General features: G+C 62.1%; 14 protein-coding genes. All 14 read right to left on the reverse strand.

Annotated elements, in window-relative coordinates; translation table 11 throughout:
• Window positions 1-17 precede the first annotated feature (17 nt).
• From ftsA to mraZ, 14 genes are read right to left on the reverse strand one after another with little or no spacing between them, the layout of a single operon-like run.
• Window positions 18-1,277, reverse strand: a complete 1,260-nt coding sequence (ftsA, locus tag L4G42_RS10760) for a cell division protein FtsA (RefSeq protein WP_037014678.1) — start codon at window positions 1,275-1,277, stop codon at window positions 18-20.
• A 15-nt stretch (window positions 1,278-1,292) separates the two neighbouring features.
• Window positions 1,293-2,165, reverse strand: coding sequence for a cell division protein FtsQ/DivIB (locus tag L4G42_RS10765; protein ID WP_237250769.1), 873 nt, complete (start codon window positions 2,163-2,165; stop codon window positions 1,293-1,295).
• A 3-nt stretch (window positions 2,166-2,168) separates the two neighbouring features.
• Window positions 2,169-3,128, reverse strand: coding sequence for a D-alanine--D-alanine ligase (locus L4G42_RS10770; protein ID WP_237250768.1), 960 nt, complete (start codon window positions 3,126-3,128; stop codon window positions 2,169-2,171).
• Window positions 3,125-4,585, reverse strand: coding sequence for a UDP-N-acetylmuramate--L-alanine ligase (murC, locus tag L4G42_RS10775; protein WP_237250767.1), 1,461 nt, complete (start codon window positions 4,583-4,585; stop codon window positions 3,125-3,127). Before murC ends, L4G42_RS10770 begins: the two co-directional genes overlap by 4 nt.
• Complete coding sequence (gene murG / locus L4G42_RS10780; protein WP_237260806.1) at window positions 4,578-5,651, reverse strand: undecaprenyldiphospho-muramoylpentapeptide beta-N-acetylglucosaminyltransferase; 1,074 nt, start codon at window positions 5,649-5,651, stop codon at window positions 4,578-4,580. The genes murC and murG overlap by 8 nt, the downstream gene beginning before the upstream one ends.
• The gene (gene ftsW / locus L4G42_RS10785) at window positions 5,638-6,855 is read right to left on the reverse strand and encodes a putative lipid II flippase FtsW (RefSeq protein ID WP_037014687.1); all 1,218 of its coding nucleotides are present in this window, start codon (window positions 6,853-6,855) and stop codon (window positions 5,638-5,640) included. Before ftsW ends, murG begins: the two co-directional genes overlap by 14 nt.
• Window positions 6,852-8,198, reverse strand: a complete 1,347-nt coding sequence (gene murD / locus L4G42_RS10790; protein WP_237250765.1) for a UDP-N-acetylmuramoyl-L-alanine--D-glutamate ligase — start codon at window positions 8,196-8,198, stop codon at window positions 6,852-6,854. Before murD ends, ftsW begins: the two co-directional genes overlap by 4 nt.
• 5 nt (window positions 8,199-8,203) lie before the next feature.
• Entirely contained in the window at window positions 8,204-9,286 is a 1,083-nt protein-coding gene (gene mraY, locus L4G42_RS10795; protein WP_037014691.1) for a phospho-N-acetylmuramoyl-pentapeptide-transferase, read from the reverse strand.
• Window positions 9,286-10,656, reverse strand: coding sequence for a UDP-N-acetylmuramoyl-tripeptide--D-alanyl-D-alanine ligase (locus tag L4G42_RS10800; RefSeq protein WP_237250764.1), 1,371 nt, complete (start codon window positions 10,654-10,656; stop codon window positions 9,286-9,288). The genes mraY and L4G42_RS10800 overlap by 1 nt, the downstream gene beginning before the upstream one ends.
• Window positions 10,649-12,112 (reverse strand): UDP-N-acetylmuramoyl-L-alanyl-D-glutamate--2,6-diaminopimelate ligase, encoded by a 1,464-nt coding sequence (locus tag L4G42_RS10805; RefSeq protein WP_237250763.1) that lies wholly within the window; start codon window positions 12,110-12,112, stop codon window positions 10,649-10,651. Before L4G42_RS10805 ends, L4G42_RS10800 begins: the two co-directional genes overlap by 8 nt.
• Entirely contained in the window at window positions 12,112-13,860 is a 1,749-nt protein-coding gene (locus tag L4G42_RS10810; RefSeq protein WP_272903958.1) for a peptidoglycan D,D-transpeptidase FtsI family protein, read from the reverse strand. The genes L4G42_RS10805 and L4G42_RS10810 overlap by 1 nt, the downstream gene beginning before the upstream one ends.
• Window positions 13,857-14,150 (reverse strand): cell division protein FtsL, encoded by a 294-nt coding sequence (ftsL, locus tag L4G42_RS10815; protein WP_237250762.1) that lies wholly within the window; start codon window positions 14,148-14,150, stop codon window positions 13,857-13,859. The genes L4G42_RS10810 and ftsL overlap by 4 nt, the downstream gene beginning before the upstream one ends.
• Window positions 14,147-15,094 carry a 16S rRNA (cytosine(1402)-N(4))-methyltransferase RsmH gene (rsmH, locus tag L4G42_RS10820; protein WP_237250761.1) on the reverse strand — a complete coding sequence of 316 codons (948 nt, stop codon included), beginning with the start codon at window positions 15,092-15,094 and terminating at the stop codon, window positions 14,147-14,149. The genes ftsL and rsmH overlap by 4 nt, the downstream gene beginning before the upstream one ends.
• Entirely contained in the window at window positions 15,091-15,546 is a 456-nt protein-coding gene (gene mraZ / locus L4G42_RS10825; protein ID WP_037017349.1) for a division/cell wall cluster transcriptional repressor MraZ, read from the reverse strand. Before mraZ ends, rsmH begins: the two co-directional genes overlap by 4 nt.
• Window positions 15,547-15,564 lie beyond the last annotated feature (18 nt).

Here is a 15,564-nt window from a genome sequence, read left to right on the forward strand (position 1 = left end):
CTACCACTTTTTGAATCTTAGAAATTCCCCTGAACCCAGCGCTTGAGACGCTCTAACACTGGGGCCTTCGGTTCATCGCTATAACTGCTACCGGAGCCGGAAAGGCCGGACAGCGAGATGCCGTCAGACTGCTTTTGCAGTCCGTACAGCAACAGGCCGACGCCGGTTGAGTAGATCGGGTTGCGAACGACGTCCGCGAGCCCTTTGACGCTGTGCGGTACGCCGAGGCGGACCGGCATGTGGAAGATCTCTTCGGCCAGTTCGACCGCGCCTTCCATTTTCGAGGTGCCACCGGTCAGCACGATGCCGGCCGGGATCAAGTCTTCGTAGCCGCTGCGACGCAGCTCGGCCTGGATCAGGGTGAACAGCTCGTCGTAGCGCGGCTCGACCACTTCGGCGAGGGCCTGACGGGACAGTTCACGCGGCGGACGGTCGCCGACGCTTGGCACTTTGATGGTTTCGCCGGCGCCGGCCAGTTTGGCCAGAGCGCAGGCGTAACGGATCTTGATTTCTTCGGCGTACTGGGTCGGTGTACGCAGCGCCATGGCGATGTCGTTAGTGACCTGATCGCCGGCAATCGGGATCACGGCGGTGTGGCGGATCGCGCCTTCGGTGAAGATCGCGATGTCAGTGGTGCCGCCGCCGATATCCACCAGGCACACGCCCAGTTCTTTCTCGTCGTCGGTCAGCACCGAGTAAGCCGAGGCCAGTTGCTCGAGGATGATGTCGTCGACTTCGAGGCCGCAGCGACGGACACATTTTTCGATGTTCTGTGCAGCATTCACCGCGCAGGTCACGACGTGAACCTTGGCTTCAAGACGCACGCCCGACATACCCAGTGGCTCACGAACGCCTTCCTGGTTATCGATAACGTAGTCCTGCGGCAGAGTGTGCAGCACGCGCTGGTCAGCCGGGATCGCCACGGCCTGGGCAGCGTCGAGCACGCGCTCAAGGTCGGCCGAGCTTACTTCGCGGTCACGAATCGCCACGATGCCGTGGGAGTTCAGGCTGCGGATGTGGTTGCCCGCAACGCCGACGAACGCCGAGTGAATGCGGCAACCGGCCATCAGCTGCGCTTCTTCTACTGCGCGCTGGATCGACTGCACGGTGGATTCGATATTCACCACCACGCCCTTCTTCAGGCCGCGGGACGGGTGAGTGCCGATACCGACGATTTCCAGCGTGCCATCAGCCGCGACTTCGCCTACCAGCGCCACCACCTTGGAGGTGCCGATATCCAATCCGACGATCATTTTGCCGCTTTGCACGTTTGCCATGGGTCCTGCCTCTTATCAATTCTTCGCGACGGCGGGTTTGTCCGTCGTTGGCGCTGCTGCCTGTTCGCGCCAACCAACGGCCAGGCCGTTGTTGTAACGAAGGTCGACTCGCGCAATGTTCGTGATCTGGTCTTTCAGTGTTTTGTCGTAGATGGCGATAAAGCGGCGCATCTTCTCAAGCAGATTGCCTCGTCCCAGCAGCAGCTCCAGGCCTGGGCCTGCATTGCCTGCGCCAGTGGTCAGAAACCAGCTGCCTCGCTCACGCAGTTCCAGGCGAGCGATGGAGAATCCCAGCGGGCGCAACATCTGGCTCAGGACCTGGTACTGCTGCATCACCTGCTGTTGAGCCCGTTGAGGCCCGAACAACTGCGGAAGGTGTTCGTAATTGGCCAGCTCACGCGGGGTGAATGCCTGACCCTGGTTGTTCAGCAGGGATTGATCGCCCCAGCGCGCAACCGGCAATTGTTCTTCCAGACGGATCACCACCTGATCCGGCCAGACGCGGCGGACCTCGGCGTGGGCGATCCACGGCATTTGCTCAAGCTCGGTGCGCATGCCGGCCAAATCGATATTGAAGAAGCTGGTCGCCACGAACGGCGCGATCCGCTGCTGCACGGCTTGCTGACTGATGTAGCTCAGGTCGCCCTGCACGTTGATTCGCGAAATCGGGCGGTCGGCATAAGGCAGCAGGCGCTGTGCGGCTTCGTACGTACCAAAGCCGAATACCACCAGCAGCACCGGCCACATCAGGCTGCGCAGGAAACCGAAATTCGGTCGCGGCATGCGCGACGACATGGGCTCCTTGGCAACCATGCGGCTGGCACCACGCGGTACCGGCTTGTTGCGGCCGGTAGCGGATTGCTGATGACGAACCGTTGCGCCGTGCATGATCTACCCTCGCACCTGGACGCTGTCGGCCAGAATGGCTAACACCAACTGTTGAAAATCGAGCCCGGCCGCACGCGCCGCCATAGGCACAAGGCTGTGATCGGTCATGCCGGGAACGGTGTTGACTTCAAGCAGCCAGAATTTGCCGTCGGCGTCCTGCATGACATCGGTGCGCGCCCAGCCGGCAATGCCGACCGCTTCACAGGCCCGAGCCGTGAGTGCCTTGAGTTCATCTTCTTTGGCTGCATCGAGGCCGCACGGGATCCGGTACTGGGTATCGGAAGCCAGGTACTTGGCGTCGTAGTCGTAAAAACTGTGGGGAGTACCCAGGCCGATGGGAGGCAATACCTGCCCACGCAGAGAGGCGATGGTGAACTCCGGACCTTCGATCCATTGTTCGACCAACACTTGCGAATCGTAGGTACGGGCGGCGTTCCAGGCGGCGATCAGTTCATCGACGCCGGTCACCTTGGCCATACCGATACTGGAACCTTCATGGGCGGGTTTGACGATCAAAGGAAAGCCCAGTTCCGTCGCCGCAGAAATACAATCTGCTTCGCTGCTCAGCACGGCATGGCGGGGCGTTGGCAAGCCGAGACTCTGCCAGACCTGCTTGGTGCGCAGCTTGTCCATCGCCAGCGCCGACGCGAGTACGCCGCTACCGGTGTAGGGGATTTCCAGGCACTCCAGCAGACCCTGCATGGTGCCGTCTTCGCCACCGCGACCGTGCAGCACGATGAACGCGCGATCGATTTTTTCGCTGACCAGCCGCTGCAGGAAATCCTCGCCCACGTCGATACCGAACGCGTCGACGCCTGCGCTATGCAGGGCTTCGAGCACTGCGCTGCCGGATTTCAGGGACACCTCCCGCTCCGCGCTCTTGCCGCCGAACAGCACGGCGACGCGACCGAAGCGTTTTGGCTCCAGCGTCGAAAACAGGGCGGACTGCAGGGCGGCTGTCATTTCAGCTTACCTTCGGTTGAGGCCACGATTGCACCGGTGAACAGCGGGCTTCTCAGCAATTGCGGTGCGAGCCCGCCGATGTCGCCGGCGCCCTGGCACAGCAGAATGTCACCGGCGCGCAGCAGCGGTTTGACCAGCGGGGCCAACTCGACGCCACGCTCGATGTAGATCGGATCAAGCTGACCGCGCTGACGAATGCTGTGGGCCAACTGACGGCTGTCCGCGCCCGGAATCGGCTCTTCACCTGCCGGATAGACTTCCATCAGCAACAGCACGTTGGCCTCGTTGAGGACCTGCACGAAGTCGTCGTACAGATCGCGGGTGCGGCTGTAGCGGTGCGGCTGGTAGACCATGACCAGACGACGGTCCGGCCAACCACCGCGCACGGCATTGATCACGGCAGCCACTTCACGCGGGTGGTGACCATAGTCATCGACCAGCATTACGTTGCCGCCTTCCACCGGCAGTTCGCCGTACACCTGGAAGCGCCGGCCAACGCCCTGGAATCCCGACAGGCCCTGAATGATGGCTTCGTCAGAGACGCCCTCGTCAGTGGCGATGGCGATGGTTGCCAGGGAGTTCAGCACGTTGTGCTTGCCCGGCATGTTGACCGACACGTCCAGTGGCTCGCGGTCACGACGCAGTACGGTGAAGTGAGTACGCATGCCGTCCTGACGCACGTTGATTGCGCGCACGTCGGCGGCGTCATCGAAGCCATAAGTCATGATCGGCCGCTTGACCGAAGGCAAAATGTCGCGCACCACCGGATCGTCGATGCAGACAACGGCCAGACCGTAGAACGGCAGGTTGTGCAGGAACTCAACGAAGGTTTTCTTCAGCTTGTTGAAGTCGCCTTCGTAGGTCGCCATGTGGTCGGCGTCGATGTTAGTGACCACGGCCACCAGCGGCTGCAGGTGCAGGAAACTGGCGTCGCTTTCGTCGGCTTCGGCGATCAGGTAACGGCTGGTGCCGAGCTGAGCGTTGGTGCCGGCAGCGTTCAGACGCCCGCCGATCACGAAGGTCGGATCAAGGCCACCCGCCGCGAACACCGAGGCAATCAGGCTGGTCGTCGTGGTTTTGCCGTGGGTACCCGCGACCGCGATGCCGTGGCGATAGCGCATCAGCTCGGCCAGCATTTCAGCGCGTGGCACGACAGGAATGCGACGTTCAAGGGCAGTCGCCACTTCCGGGTTGGAGGTGTTTACTGCGCTGGACACCACCAGCACGTCAGCCGTCGAGGCGTTTTCCGCGCGATGGCCAATGAAAATCTGCGCGCCGAACGATTCGAGACGCTCGGTCACCGGCGATGCCTTGAGGTCGGAACCGGACACGTCATAGCCCAGGTTCAGCAACACTTCGGCAATACCGCACATCCCCACGCCGCCGATGCCCACAAAGTGGATACGGCGGATACGGCGCATTTCCGGCTGTGGCATGGCGCGTTGATTCTCAACCATGGGCCACCTCCAGGCAGATATCGACGACGGTGTTGGTGGCGTCAGGCTTGGCCAGTTGGCGAGCCGTGACGGCCATGCGGTTCAATTGTTCGGGTTGCATCAAAACCTCTTTCAGGCGAGCGGCCATTTCGGCGGCGCCAGTTGTCGCTTGCGGCATGACGAAGGCAGCGCCCTCGCGAGCCAGATATTCGGCGTTGCGCGACTGGTGATCGTCGATCGCGTGGGGCAAAGGCACCAGCAACGACGGCAGTCCGGCAGCAGCCAGTTCACTGACGGTCAACGCACCTGCGCGGCAGACCACCAGATCCGCCCAGCCATAGGCTTGGGCCATGTCTTTGATGAAGGGGGCGACCTGCGCCTCTACACCGGCGGCGCGGTAACGCTCGGCGGTCACTTCATCGTGATGCTTGCCGGCCTGATGAAACACCTCAGGGCGAATGTCGGCAGGCACTTGCGCCAGGGCTTCCGGCAGCAATTTATTCAGCGGCTCGGCGCCCAGGCTTCCGCCCAGCACCAGCAAGCGAGGCCGGCGACCGATCAGCGTCTGGCGCGGCGTCTCGAAAAACAGCTCGGCGCGCACAGGGTTACCGGTGGTGCGGCGCCTGGCCGACGCCGCGAACGTCTGCGGGAACGCTTCACACACTCGCGCGGCGAACGACGCCAGACTGCGATTGGCCGTGCCCGCCACAGCGTTTTGCTCATGGATGATCAGCGGCACACCGGCCAGCTTCGCCGCCAGACCGCCAGGGCCTGTCACGTAGCCACCGAAGCCGACGACGCAGACCGGCGACAACTCACGCACGATCTTGCGCGCCTGCAACAAGGCCTTGATCAACATGAACGGCGCCTTGACCAGCGACAGCCGGCCCTTGCCACGCAGACCGGTGACGTTGATCAAGTGCAGCTTCAGACCTGCCGCAGGCACCAGTTCGTTTTCGATGCCGCGCGGTGTCCCCAGCCAGTGCACGGTGTAGCCGCGGGCCTGGAATTCACGGGCGCATGCCAGCGCCGGGAACACGTGTCCGCCGGTGCCGCCCGCCATGATCAAAACGTTACCGGCGGCCATGGGTCGGCTCCTCGGCAAAGTCGCTTTCCTGGAACTCGGCCTCTTCACTGCCCATGTTGTTGCGCGATTCCCACTCGATGCGCAGCAACAGGCCCAGGCTGGCGCAGCAGATGATCAACGAACTGCCGCCGTAGCTGAGGAACGGCAGGGTCAGACCCTTGGTTGGCAGCAAGCCGACGTTCACGCCGATGTTGATCAGGAACTGACCAATCCACAGGAAAGCCAGGCCATACGCGGTGTACGCGGCGAAGAACTGCTTGGCGCGCTCGGCCCACATACCGATGTACATCGCCCGGATACTGACGAACACGAACAGCCCGACCGTCGCGAGTGAACCCACCACGCCCAGCTCTTCGGCCAGCACCGAGAACACGAAGTCGGTGTGCGCTTCCGGCAGGTAGAACTGCTTCTGCACGCTGTTGCCGAGGCCGACGCCGAACCATTCGCCGCGACCGAAGGCAATCAGCGCCTGGGTCAACTGGTAGCCGGAACCGAACTGATCGGACCACGGGTCGGTGAAGGTAATCAGACGCGCCATCCGGTAAGGCTGCGCCTGAACCAGCACAAATACGGCGCCGACCGCCAGGGCCACCATCAGGCTGAAACGGAACAGACCGACGCCGCCCAGAAACAGCATTGCAGCCGCCGCGCCCATCATTACGACCGTGGCGCCGAAGTCCGGCTCCATCAGCAGCAAGCCAGCCATGGGCAGCAAGACGATGAACGGCTTGAAGAAACCCATCCAGCTCTCACGCACTTCCTGCTGGCGACGAATCAGGTAGCCGGCCAGGAAAATCACCACGAATACTTTGGCGATTTCCGACGGCTGCACGTTGAACATGCCGAAGCCGATCCAGCGCATCGAACCGTTCACCTCACGCCCGATGCCGGGCACGATTACCGCGATCAACAGGCCGAACGCGCCAATCAGCATCAGCCAGCCAAGGCGCTGCCAGGTGGCGACCGGCACCATCATGGTCGCGACGCAGGCGATCAGGCCGAGCACCAGATAGATCAGGTGACGGGTCATCATGTACAGCGCGTTGCCCGACTGCACGGCAGCCACTTCCGACGAGGCGGAAGTGATCATCACCAGGCCAAGGCCCAGCAACGCGAGGCAGCCGGCGAGCATCGGGAAATCGACGTCAACGCCACGGCCACTGATGATCGGCGACGGATACGGCTTGATCACGCCAAAAATCATGACAAGTCCCCCACGGCCCGGGCGAACAGGTGTCCGCGCTCTTCGAAATTCTTGAACATGTCCAGGCTTGCGCAGGCGGGCGACAGCAACACGGCATCCCCTTCCTGCGCGATATCAGCAGCACGTTGCACGGCTTCTTCCAATGTAGTGACGCGTACCAGAGGCACCGAATCGCCAAAGGTCGTGGCGAGCAGATCCGCATCGCGGCCCAGCAGAACGACGGCGCGGCAATGGGCGGCAACCGGGGCTTTCAGCGGGGTGAAATCCGCGCCCTTGCCATCGCCGCCGGCAATCAGCACCAGCTTGCCGTCGATGTCGGCGCCCAGGCCTTCGATCGCTGCCAGCGCGGCACCGACGTTGGTCGCTTTGGAGTCGTCGTAGTAATTCACGCCGTTGAGCTCACGCAGCCATTGGCAGCGATGAACGAGACCTGCGAATGTCTTGAGGCTGGCAAGCATGGCGTCGAACGGCAGACCCACCGCATGACCCAACGCCAGCGCAGCCAGGGCGTTGGCCTGATTGTGGCCGCCACGAATCTTCAGCTCGCGGACCGGCATCAGGTTGTCGAACTGGAAGGCCAGATATTTCTCGCCGTTCTCTTCGCGCAAGCCGAAGCCGTTTCTGTCGGGCGTGTTCAAACCAAAGGTCCAGCACGGCACGCCTTCGCCGATCAACGGGCGGGTCAATGCGTCCTGACGATTGACAACCACCTGCCGCGCGCCACGGAAGATCCGGTGCTTGGCCAAGTGATAAGCCGGCAGGCCGCTGTAGCGGTCCATGTGGTCTTCACTGATGTTCAGCACGGTCGCCACTTCAGCGCCGAGCTGATCGGTGGTTTCCAGCTGGAAGCTCGACAGCTCCATCACATACAACTCGACGTCGTCGCTGAGCAGGTCCAGCGCCGGCGTGCCGAGATTGCCGCCGACCGCGACACGCTTGCCCGCTGCCGCAGCCATCTCGCCCACCAGCGTGGTGACCGTGCTTTTCGCATTCGATCCGCTGATGGCCACGATGGGCGCCCTGGCGTTGCGAGCGAACAGCTCGATATCGCCGGACAACTTAACGCCGCGCATGGCCGCTTGCTGCAAAGCCGGGGTCGCCAAGGCCAGGCCGGGGCTGACATACAGCTCATCGGCGCGGCACAGAAATTCGACGTCCAGCTCGCCACAACGCACTTCGACCTGCGGGTAGTCACGACGCAACGTCGCGAGTTCTGGCGGATGCTCCCGCGTATCGGCGACAGCAAACGACACACCCCGGTTCGCCAGAAAGCGAACCAGGGACATGCCGCTCTTGCCGAGGCCGACAACGATGCGGAAGTGGTCAGAAGCGATCAGTGACACTCGTTCTACCTCAGTTTCAACGTGGCAAGGCCGACCAACACCAGAATCACGGTGATGATCCAGAAACGGACGATCACACGCGGCTCGGGCCAGCCCTTGAGTTCAAAGTGGTGATGGATGGGCGCCATGCGGAAAACGCGGCGGCCGGTCAATTTAAAGGATGCGACCTGAATAACGACTGACAGGGTTTCCATTACGAAGACGCCGCCCATGATAAACAGGACGATTTCCTGACGGACGATCACAGCGATGGTGCCCAGCGCCGCGCCCAGTGCCAGTGCACCGACGTCGCCCATGAACACTTGAGCCGGATAGGTGTTGAACCAGAGGAAACCCAGACCTGCGCCGATCAGCGCGCCGCAGAACACGATCAATTCGCCCGCGCCCGGCACGTAAGGGATCAGCAGGTATTCCGCGAACTTCACGTTACCCGACAGGTAGCAGAAGATCCCCAGTGCGCCGCCAACCATCACCGTTGGCATGATCGCCAGACCGTCCAGGCCATCCGTGAGGTTCACGGCATTGCTGGAGCCGACGATCACGAAGTAGGTCAGCACGACGAAGCCAATGCCCAGCGGGATACTGAAGTCTTTGAGCATCGGGATCAGCAGCGTGGTTTCCACTGGCGATTGCGCAGTCATATAAAGGAAGATCGCCGCGCCCAGGCCGAACACCGATTGCCAGAAGTATTTCCAGCGGCTCGGCAGCCCGCGCGAGTTCTTCTCGATGACCTTGCGGTAGTCGTCGACCCAGCCGATGGCGCCGAACAGCAGCGTGACAATCAGCACGACCCACACATAACGGTTGCTCAGATCAGCCCACAACAAGGTGGCGATGCCGATCGCAGACAAAATCAGCGCCCCCCCCATGGTCGGCGTACCGGACTTGGACAGGTGCGATTGGGGTCCGTCATTGCGTACGGATTGACCGATCTGCTTGCTCTGCAGGGCGCGGATCATCCACGGGCCCAGGCACAGGGAAAGTGACAGTGCAGTGAGCACGCCAAGGATCCCGCGCAGGGTCAGGTACTGAAAGACCGCGAAGCCTTTGTAGAACTGTTGCAGATACTCGGCCAGCAGCAGCAGCATTAATGTTTCTCCAGGCGTGTTCCGCATAAGGCCGCTACGACGTTTTCCATCGCAGCGCTGCGTGAACCTTTAATCAAAATGGTGGTGTTTTTATCGTGCTCGGCGCCGAGCGCTTCGATCAGCTCGGCCTGAGTTTCAAAATGGCGGGCATCCTGCCCGAAAGCCTTGACCGCATGGGCCATCAACGGACCGACGGCATACAGCGCGTCGACTTTGCCGACGGCGTACTCGCCGACATCGCGATGCCCCTGTTCCGCCCAGGCGCCCAGCTCGCCGATATCGCCCAGCACCAGAACCTTGCGGCCCGGGAAACCGGTGAGGATGTCGGTCGCGGCAGCCAAGGAAGTGGGGTTGGCGTTGTAAGTGTCATCAATGACCCGCATGCCGTTCGGCGCGAGCTGCGCGACGGTGCGGCCTTTGACCGGCTGTACGTCATTGAGCCCGGCAACGATCCCCGCCAGCGACACGTCCAGCGCATGGGCGGCAGCAGCAGCGGCCAATGCGTTGGCAACGTTGTGTGTGCCCAGCAGATTCAATTGCACCGGCGCGGAGCCGTTCGGGGTGTTCAGCGTGAACGCCGGGCAACCGCGCGCATCAACGCCCAGATCACTGGCATAGAAGTCGGCACGGCTGTTTTTGAGTGCAAAACTCAACACGTTGCGTGAGCCGGCGCGGGCCACCCAGATATCGAACGCCTTGTCGTCGAGGTTCAATACCGCCACGCCGCGGGCGTCCAGGCCTTCGATGATCTCGCCCTTGGCTTCGACGATCTTTTCCGGGCCGCCGAACTCGCCAACGTGGGCGGTCCCGGCGTTGGTGAGCACGCAGACGTGGGGCTTGGTCAGGCTGACCGTGAAAGCAATCTCGCCCACCCGCGACGCGCCCAGCTCGATGACCGCGGCGTCAAATTCCGGCGCCAGTTCCAGCAACGTCAGCGGCACGCCCAATTCATTGTTCAGGTTGCCGCGCGTCGCCAGCACAGGACCGCGGGTGCGCAGGATGCTCGCAAGCATTTCCTTCACGGTGGTCTTGCCGCTGGAACCGGTGATCGCAGCGACCGGCTTGTCTATAAAGGCATTGCGGTTCAGCGCGCCGAGTTGCGCGAGGGCTTTGCGGGTGTCGCCGACGATCAACTGTGGCAACGAACTCCCCGGGATCTCGCGCTCAACCAACGCGCCGACTGCGCCTTTGGCCGCCACTTGATCGAGGTAGTCGTGACCATCGAAGCGCGGGCCGGTCAGCGCCACGAACAATTGGCCGGGCGTGATCGCGCGGCTGTCGATGCTGACACCGGAGAAACTGCAGTCATGGCCCACACGACGCGCATCGAGCGGCACGAGCAGTTCACTGAACGAGAGCGGCTTAAGCATGTGCGGCCTCCCAGGCGTCGAGCGCCTTGATGGCTTCTTCCAGATCGGAAAACGGTTGACGCTGTCCGTTTATTTCCTGGTAATCCTCGTGGCCCTTGCCTGCCAGCACGATCACATCAGCGGCGGACGCCTGAGCAATGATCTGCGCGATGGCCTGACCGCGACCGGCAACGAAATCGACGGCGTTCGCCGAGACGAATCCAGCACGGATGTCATCAAAAATACGCGCCGGGTCTTCGCTGCGCGGGTTGTCGTCGGTGACCAGCACTTTGTCGGCCAGACGCTCGACCACTTCGGCCATCAGCGGACGCTTGCCGCGATCGCGATCGCCGCCGCAGCCGAACAGGCAGGTCAACTGACCTTTAGCGTGCGGGCGCAAAGCCGCGAGCACTTTTTCCAGCGCGTCAGGGGTGTGGGCGTAATCGACCACGACCAGCGGACGCGAGCCACCGCCCAGACGCTGCATCCGGCCAGCAGGGCCTTCCAGTGTTGGCAGGACTTTGAGAATGTCATCCAGCGGGTAATCGAGACCCATCAAAGCGCCGACCGCAGCCAGCACATTGCTCAGGTTGAAACGACCCAAAAGGCTGCTGCGCAGCGCATGGCTGCCTTGGGGCGTTACCAAGGTCGCGCGCACGCCATCGTCATCGAAACGCGCATCGCGGCAGAACAGGTAAGCGCTGCTGTCTTCCTGGCTGTAGGTAATCAGACGCGAAATGTGAGGCGCAGCTGCGAGCTGGCGACCAAACGCGTCGTCGAGATTGACCACACGGCAGCGCAGGTCATTCCAGGCGAACAGCTTGGCCTTGGCGGCAGCGTAGGCCTCCATGCTGCCGTGGTAATCGAGATGGTCGCGGGACAGATTGGTCATCACCGCCACGTCAAAAGCCAGCGCGGTAACCCGGCCCTGATCCAGCCCGTGGGACGAGACTTCCATGGCAATCGCTTTGGCCCCGGCCCTTTTCAGGTCGTAGAGCGTCGATTGCACGGAGATCGGATCCGGCGTGGTGTGAATGCCGCTTTTCAGCTCGCTATAGAACCCGGTACCCAGCGTGCCGATGATGCCGCAGTGCTGCCCGAGCTTGTCCAGCGCCTGCGCCACCAGCTGAGTCACGCTGGTTTTACCGTTGGTGCCGGTCACGCCGATCAGGTTCAGGTTGCGGCTCGGGTCGCCATAGAAGCGCCCGGCGAGGTCGGACAGCTGTGCTGCCAGGCCCTTGACCGGCATCATCGGGATGTCAGTGATCGGCAGTACCTTGGCGCCTTCGGCTTCATAAGCGATGGCCGCCGCGCCGTGTGCAATGGCGTCGGTGATGTGCTCACGGCCGTCGACCTTGAGGCCTGGAATCGCCAGAAACAGATCGCCCGGACGCACTTTGCGGCTGTCCAGGGTCAGTTCGCGAATCAGCAGATCGCGATTGCACTGCGCAAACAGCTTGCTCAAATTCAAAGACATCAGCCACGTCCTCCCTTGACTGGGGCGACGGCGGGCACAGCGTTGGCTTGTTGCTCAGGCGGAACCGGCGCGAGGTTGTCCGGGCGCACGTTCATCAAACGCAACGTGCCCGACATCACCTTGCTGAAGACTGGAGCGGAAACCAGACCACCGAAGTAACCGCCTTTGCTCGGCTCATCGATAACCACAACGACCGCATAGCGCGGGTTGCTCATCGGGCCGAAACCGGCGAACAGCGAACGGTACGAGTTTTCGGCGTAGCCCTTGGTGCCCACGGACGTTTTCCGCGCGGTACCGGACTTACCCGCCACGTGATACGACGGAACGCGCGCACGGTAAACGCCGCGCGGGTCTTCGATCACCTGCTGCAACATGCCCTGCACGGTCTTGGCCGTCGCTTCCGGAATGGCCTGCACCGACTCGGCTGGCGTATCGGTTTTGAGAATGGTCAACGGCACTATCTTGCCGTTGTTGGCCAGTGCCGCGTAGGCGTGCACCAGCTGCAGCGCCGTGACGGACAGGCCGTAGCCGTACGACAGCGTTGCGGTTTCAGCCTTGCGCCACTCGCGGTAGTTCGGCAGGTTGCCGACGCGCTCGCCCGGGAAGCCGAGGCCGGTGTATTGGCCCAGGCCCACACGCTGCATGGCACGGAAAATCGCTTCGCCACCGACGTCGAACGCCACTTTACTCATGCCGACGTTACTGGAGTTGATCAGGATGCCGGTCAGGTCGAGGATCGGGCCTTCGGTTTTGGTCACGTCACGGATGGTGTATTTGCCGATCTGCAACGTGCCCGGGTACACCTCGACCTTGTCGCTCGGTTTCCAGCGGCCGCTTTCCAGTGCGGCGGTCATGGAGATCGGCTTCATGGTCGAACCCGGCTCGAACACGTCGATGATCGCGCGGTTGCGCATCGCTGCCGGCACCATGGTGCGACGGTTGTTCGGGTTGTAGGTCGGCTGATTGACCATTGCCAGTACTTCGCCGGTCTTCACGTCCATGATCACCAGGCTGCCGGCCTTGGCGTCGTTTTCCTGAATGGCGTTGCGCAGCTCACGGGTCGCCAGGTATTGCAGGCGCAGGTCAATAGACAAAGCCAAGGTCTTCCCGGCCTTGGCGTTTTTCTTCACTTGCAGGTCTTTGATCATCCTGCCGCGCCGGTCCTTGATGACCTGGCGCTTGCCGGGGACACCGGCGAGCCAGTCTTCATACGCCAGCTCTACGCCTTCACGTCCGTGGTCATCGAGGTCGGTAAAGCCGACCATGTGCGCGGTGACATCGCCCGCAGGGTAGAAACGGCGGAATTCTTCCTTGCCGTAAACGCCCGGGACTTTCAGATCGAGTACCGACTGACCCTGCTCCGGGGTCAGGCCACGGACCAGATAGATGAATTCTTTGCTTGCCTGTTCATTGAGGCGATCCGTCAGTGCCTTGGGTTCCTGCCCCAGAGCCTGCGCGAGTTGGACCCACTTGGTCTTGTCGGCCTGCATTTCGGACGGGTTCGCCCAAATGGTGGTGACCGGCGTACTGACGGCCAACGGCTCACCGTTACGGTCGGTGATCAGACCACGGTGGGCAGGGATCGAAACGGTACGCAGGCTGCGCGCATCGCCCTGTTCGATCAGGAAACGATGGTCGATGACTTGCAGGTCGACGATGCGGTAGCAGATCGCGATGACCATGACCGACAGCAGGCCGACCACGACACGGAACCGCCACGGGTAGAGCGCCCCTTCGAGTTTCATCATGGCGACACCATCCGGATATCGGCGGCGTTCGGGATGCGCATTTTCAGCTGATCGGTGGCCAGGGCTTCGATACGGCTGTGGGCGGTCCAGGTGCTTTGCTCAAGAATCAGACGGCCCCACTCGGCCTGCGCCTTGTCGCGCACGCTGAGCTCACCGTAAAGGGAGTTGAGCAGCTGACGGTTCCAGTGCGCGCTGTACGCCACACCGATCGCCGAAACCAGCACGGCAACATACAGCAGGAGCATAAAGAAGCTGCCGCCCGGCAGAGGCTTGAAGAAACCGCGGCTCATCGGAGTTTCTCCGCGACGCGCATGACGGCGCTGCGCGAACGCGGATTGGCGCGGGTTTCGTCATCGGAAGCGAACTGTGCCTTGCAGATCAGCTTGATGCGCGGCTCGAAGGCCTGATGACGGATCGGCAGGTTGCGCGGCAGGTTGTCGGCTTCGCCCTTGACCAGCTTGCGCATGAACAATTTGACGATGCGGTCTTCCAGCGAATGGAAGCTGATGACCACCAGACGGCCGCCCACTTCGAGGGCTTCCAGCGCAGCGTCAAGGCCGGCTTCAAGATCACCCAGTTCGTTGTTGACGTGAATGCGCAGGCCCTGGAAGGCGCGGGTCGCGGGGTTCTTGCCCTTCTCCCACGCCGGATTGGCAACTTTCAGGACTTCGGCCAGATCGCCGGTGCGCTCGAACGGCTGAGTCTCGCGACGGGCCACGACAGCACCTGCCATGCGGCGGGAGAAACGCTCTTCGCCGTATTCCTTGAAAACGCGGGCGATTTCTTCGGCGGGAGCGGTATTGACGAACTCGGCTGCGCTGACGCCGCGGGACGGGTCCATGCGCATGTCGAGGGGGCCATCGTTCATGAAGCTGAAGCCGCGCTCGGGGTCGTCCAGTTGTGGCGACGACACACCGAGATCCAGCAGAATGCCGCTGACCTTGCCCGCCAACCCGCGTTCTTGAGCTTCGGCGCCCAGTTCAGCAAAGCTGCGCTGCACAATGACAAAGCGGCCGTCTTCGGCCGCCAGCGTTTGCCCGGTGGCAATCGCTTGGGGATCTTTATCGAATCCGAGAAGCCGACCCTCCGGACCCAGGTTTTGCAATATAAGGCGGCTATGTCCGCCACGACCGAACGTGCCATCCAGATAGCAGCCATCGGCGCGCACCGCGAGAGCCTCGACGGCTTCTTCGAGCAGTACGGTGATGTGGGTAAAGCCGCTATTCGTAGTCACAGGATCAAATCACGCAGTTCATCGGGCATCGCACCCGGTTTTTGAATGGCCGCAAGGTCCGCATCAGCAAGTGCGTTCCAGGCGTCCTCATCCCACAGTTGAAACTTGTTGAGCTGGCCTACCAGCATCACTCGCTTATCGAGCTTGGCGTATTCACGCAAACGTGGCGGCACCAGGAAACGCCCACTGCCGTCCAGCTCCAGATCCACCGCATTACCGATCAACAGCCGCTGCAGACGACGGTTTTCTTCACGGAACGTGGCGAGCTCGCGCAACTTGGCCTCGATCAGCTCCCACTCGGGAAGCGGATAGATGCACAAGCACGGGTCGACGGTATCAATGGTGACGATCAACTGCCCTGCGCTACGCGAATCCAACTCGTCACGGTACCGGCTCGGCATAGCGAGACGGCCCTTTGCGTCGAGATTGATTGCGTTTGCACCACGGAACACAGGCGCGATCTCCAAATA

Source organism: Pseudomonas petrae (assembly GCF_021728295.1).
In the GTDB taxonomy this organism is placed as follows: Bacteria; Pseudomonadota; Gammaproteobacteria; order Pseudomonadales; family Pseudomonadaceae; genus Aquipseudomonas; species Aquipseudomonas petrae.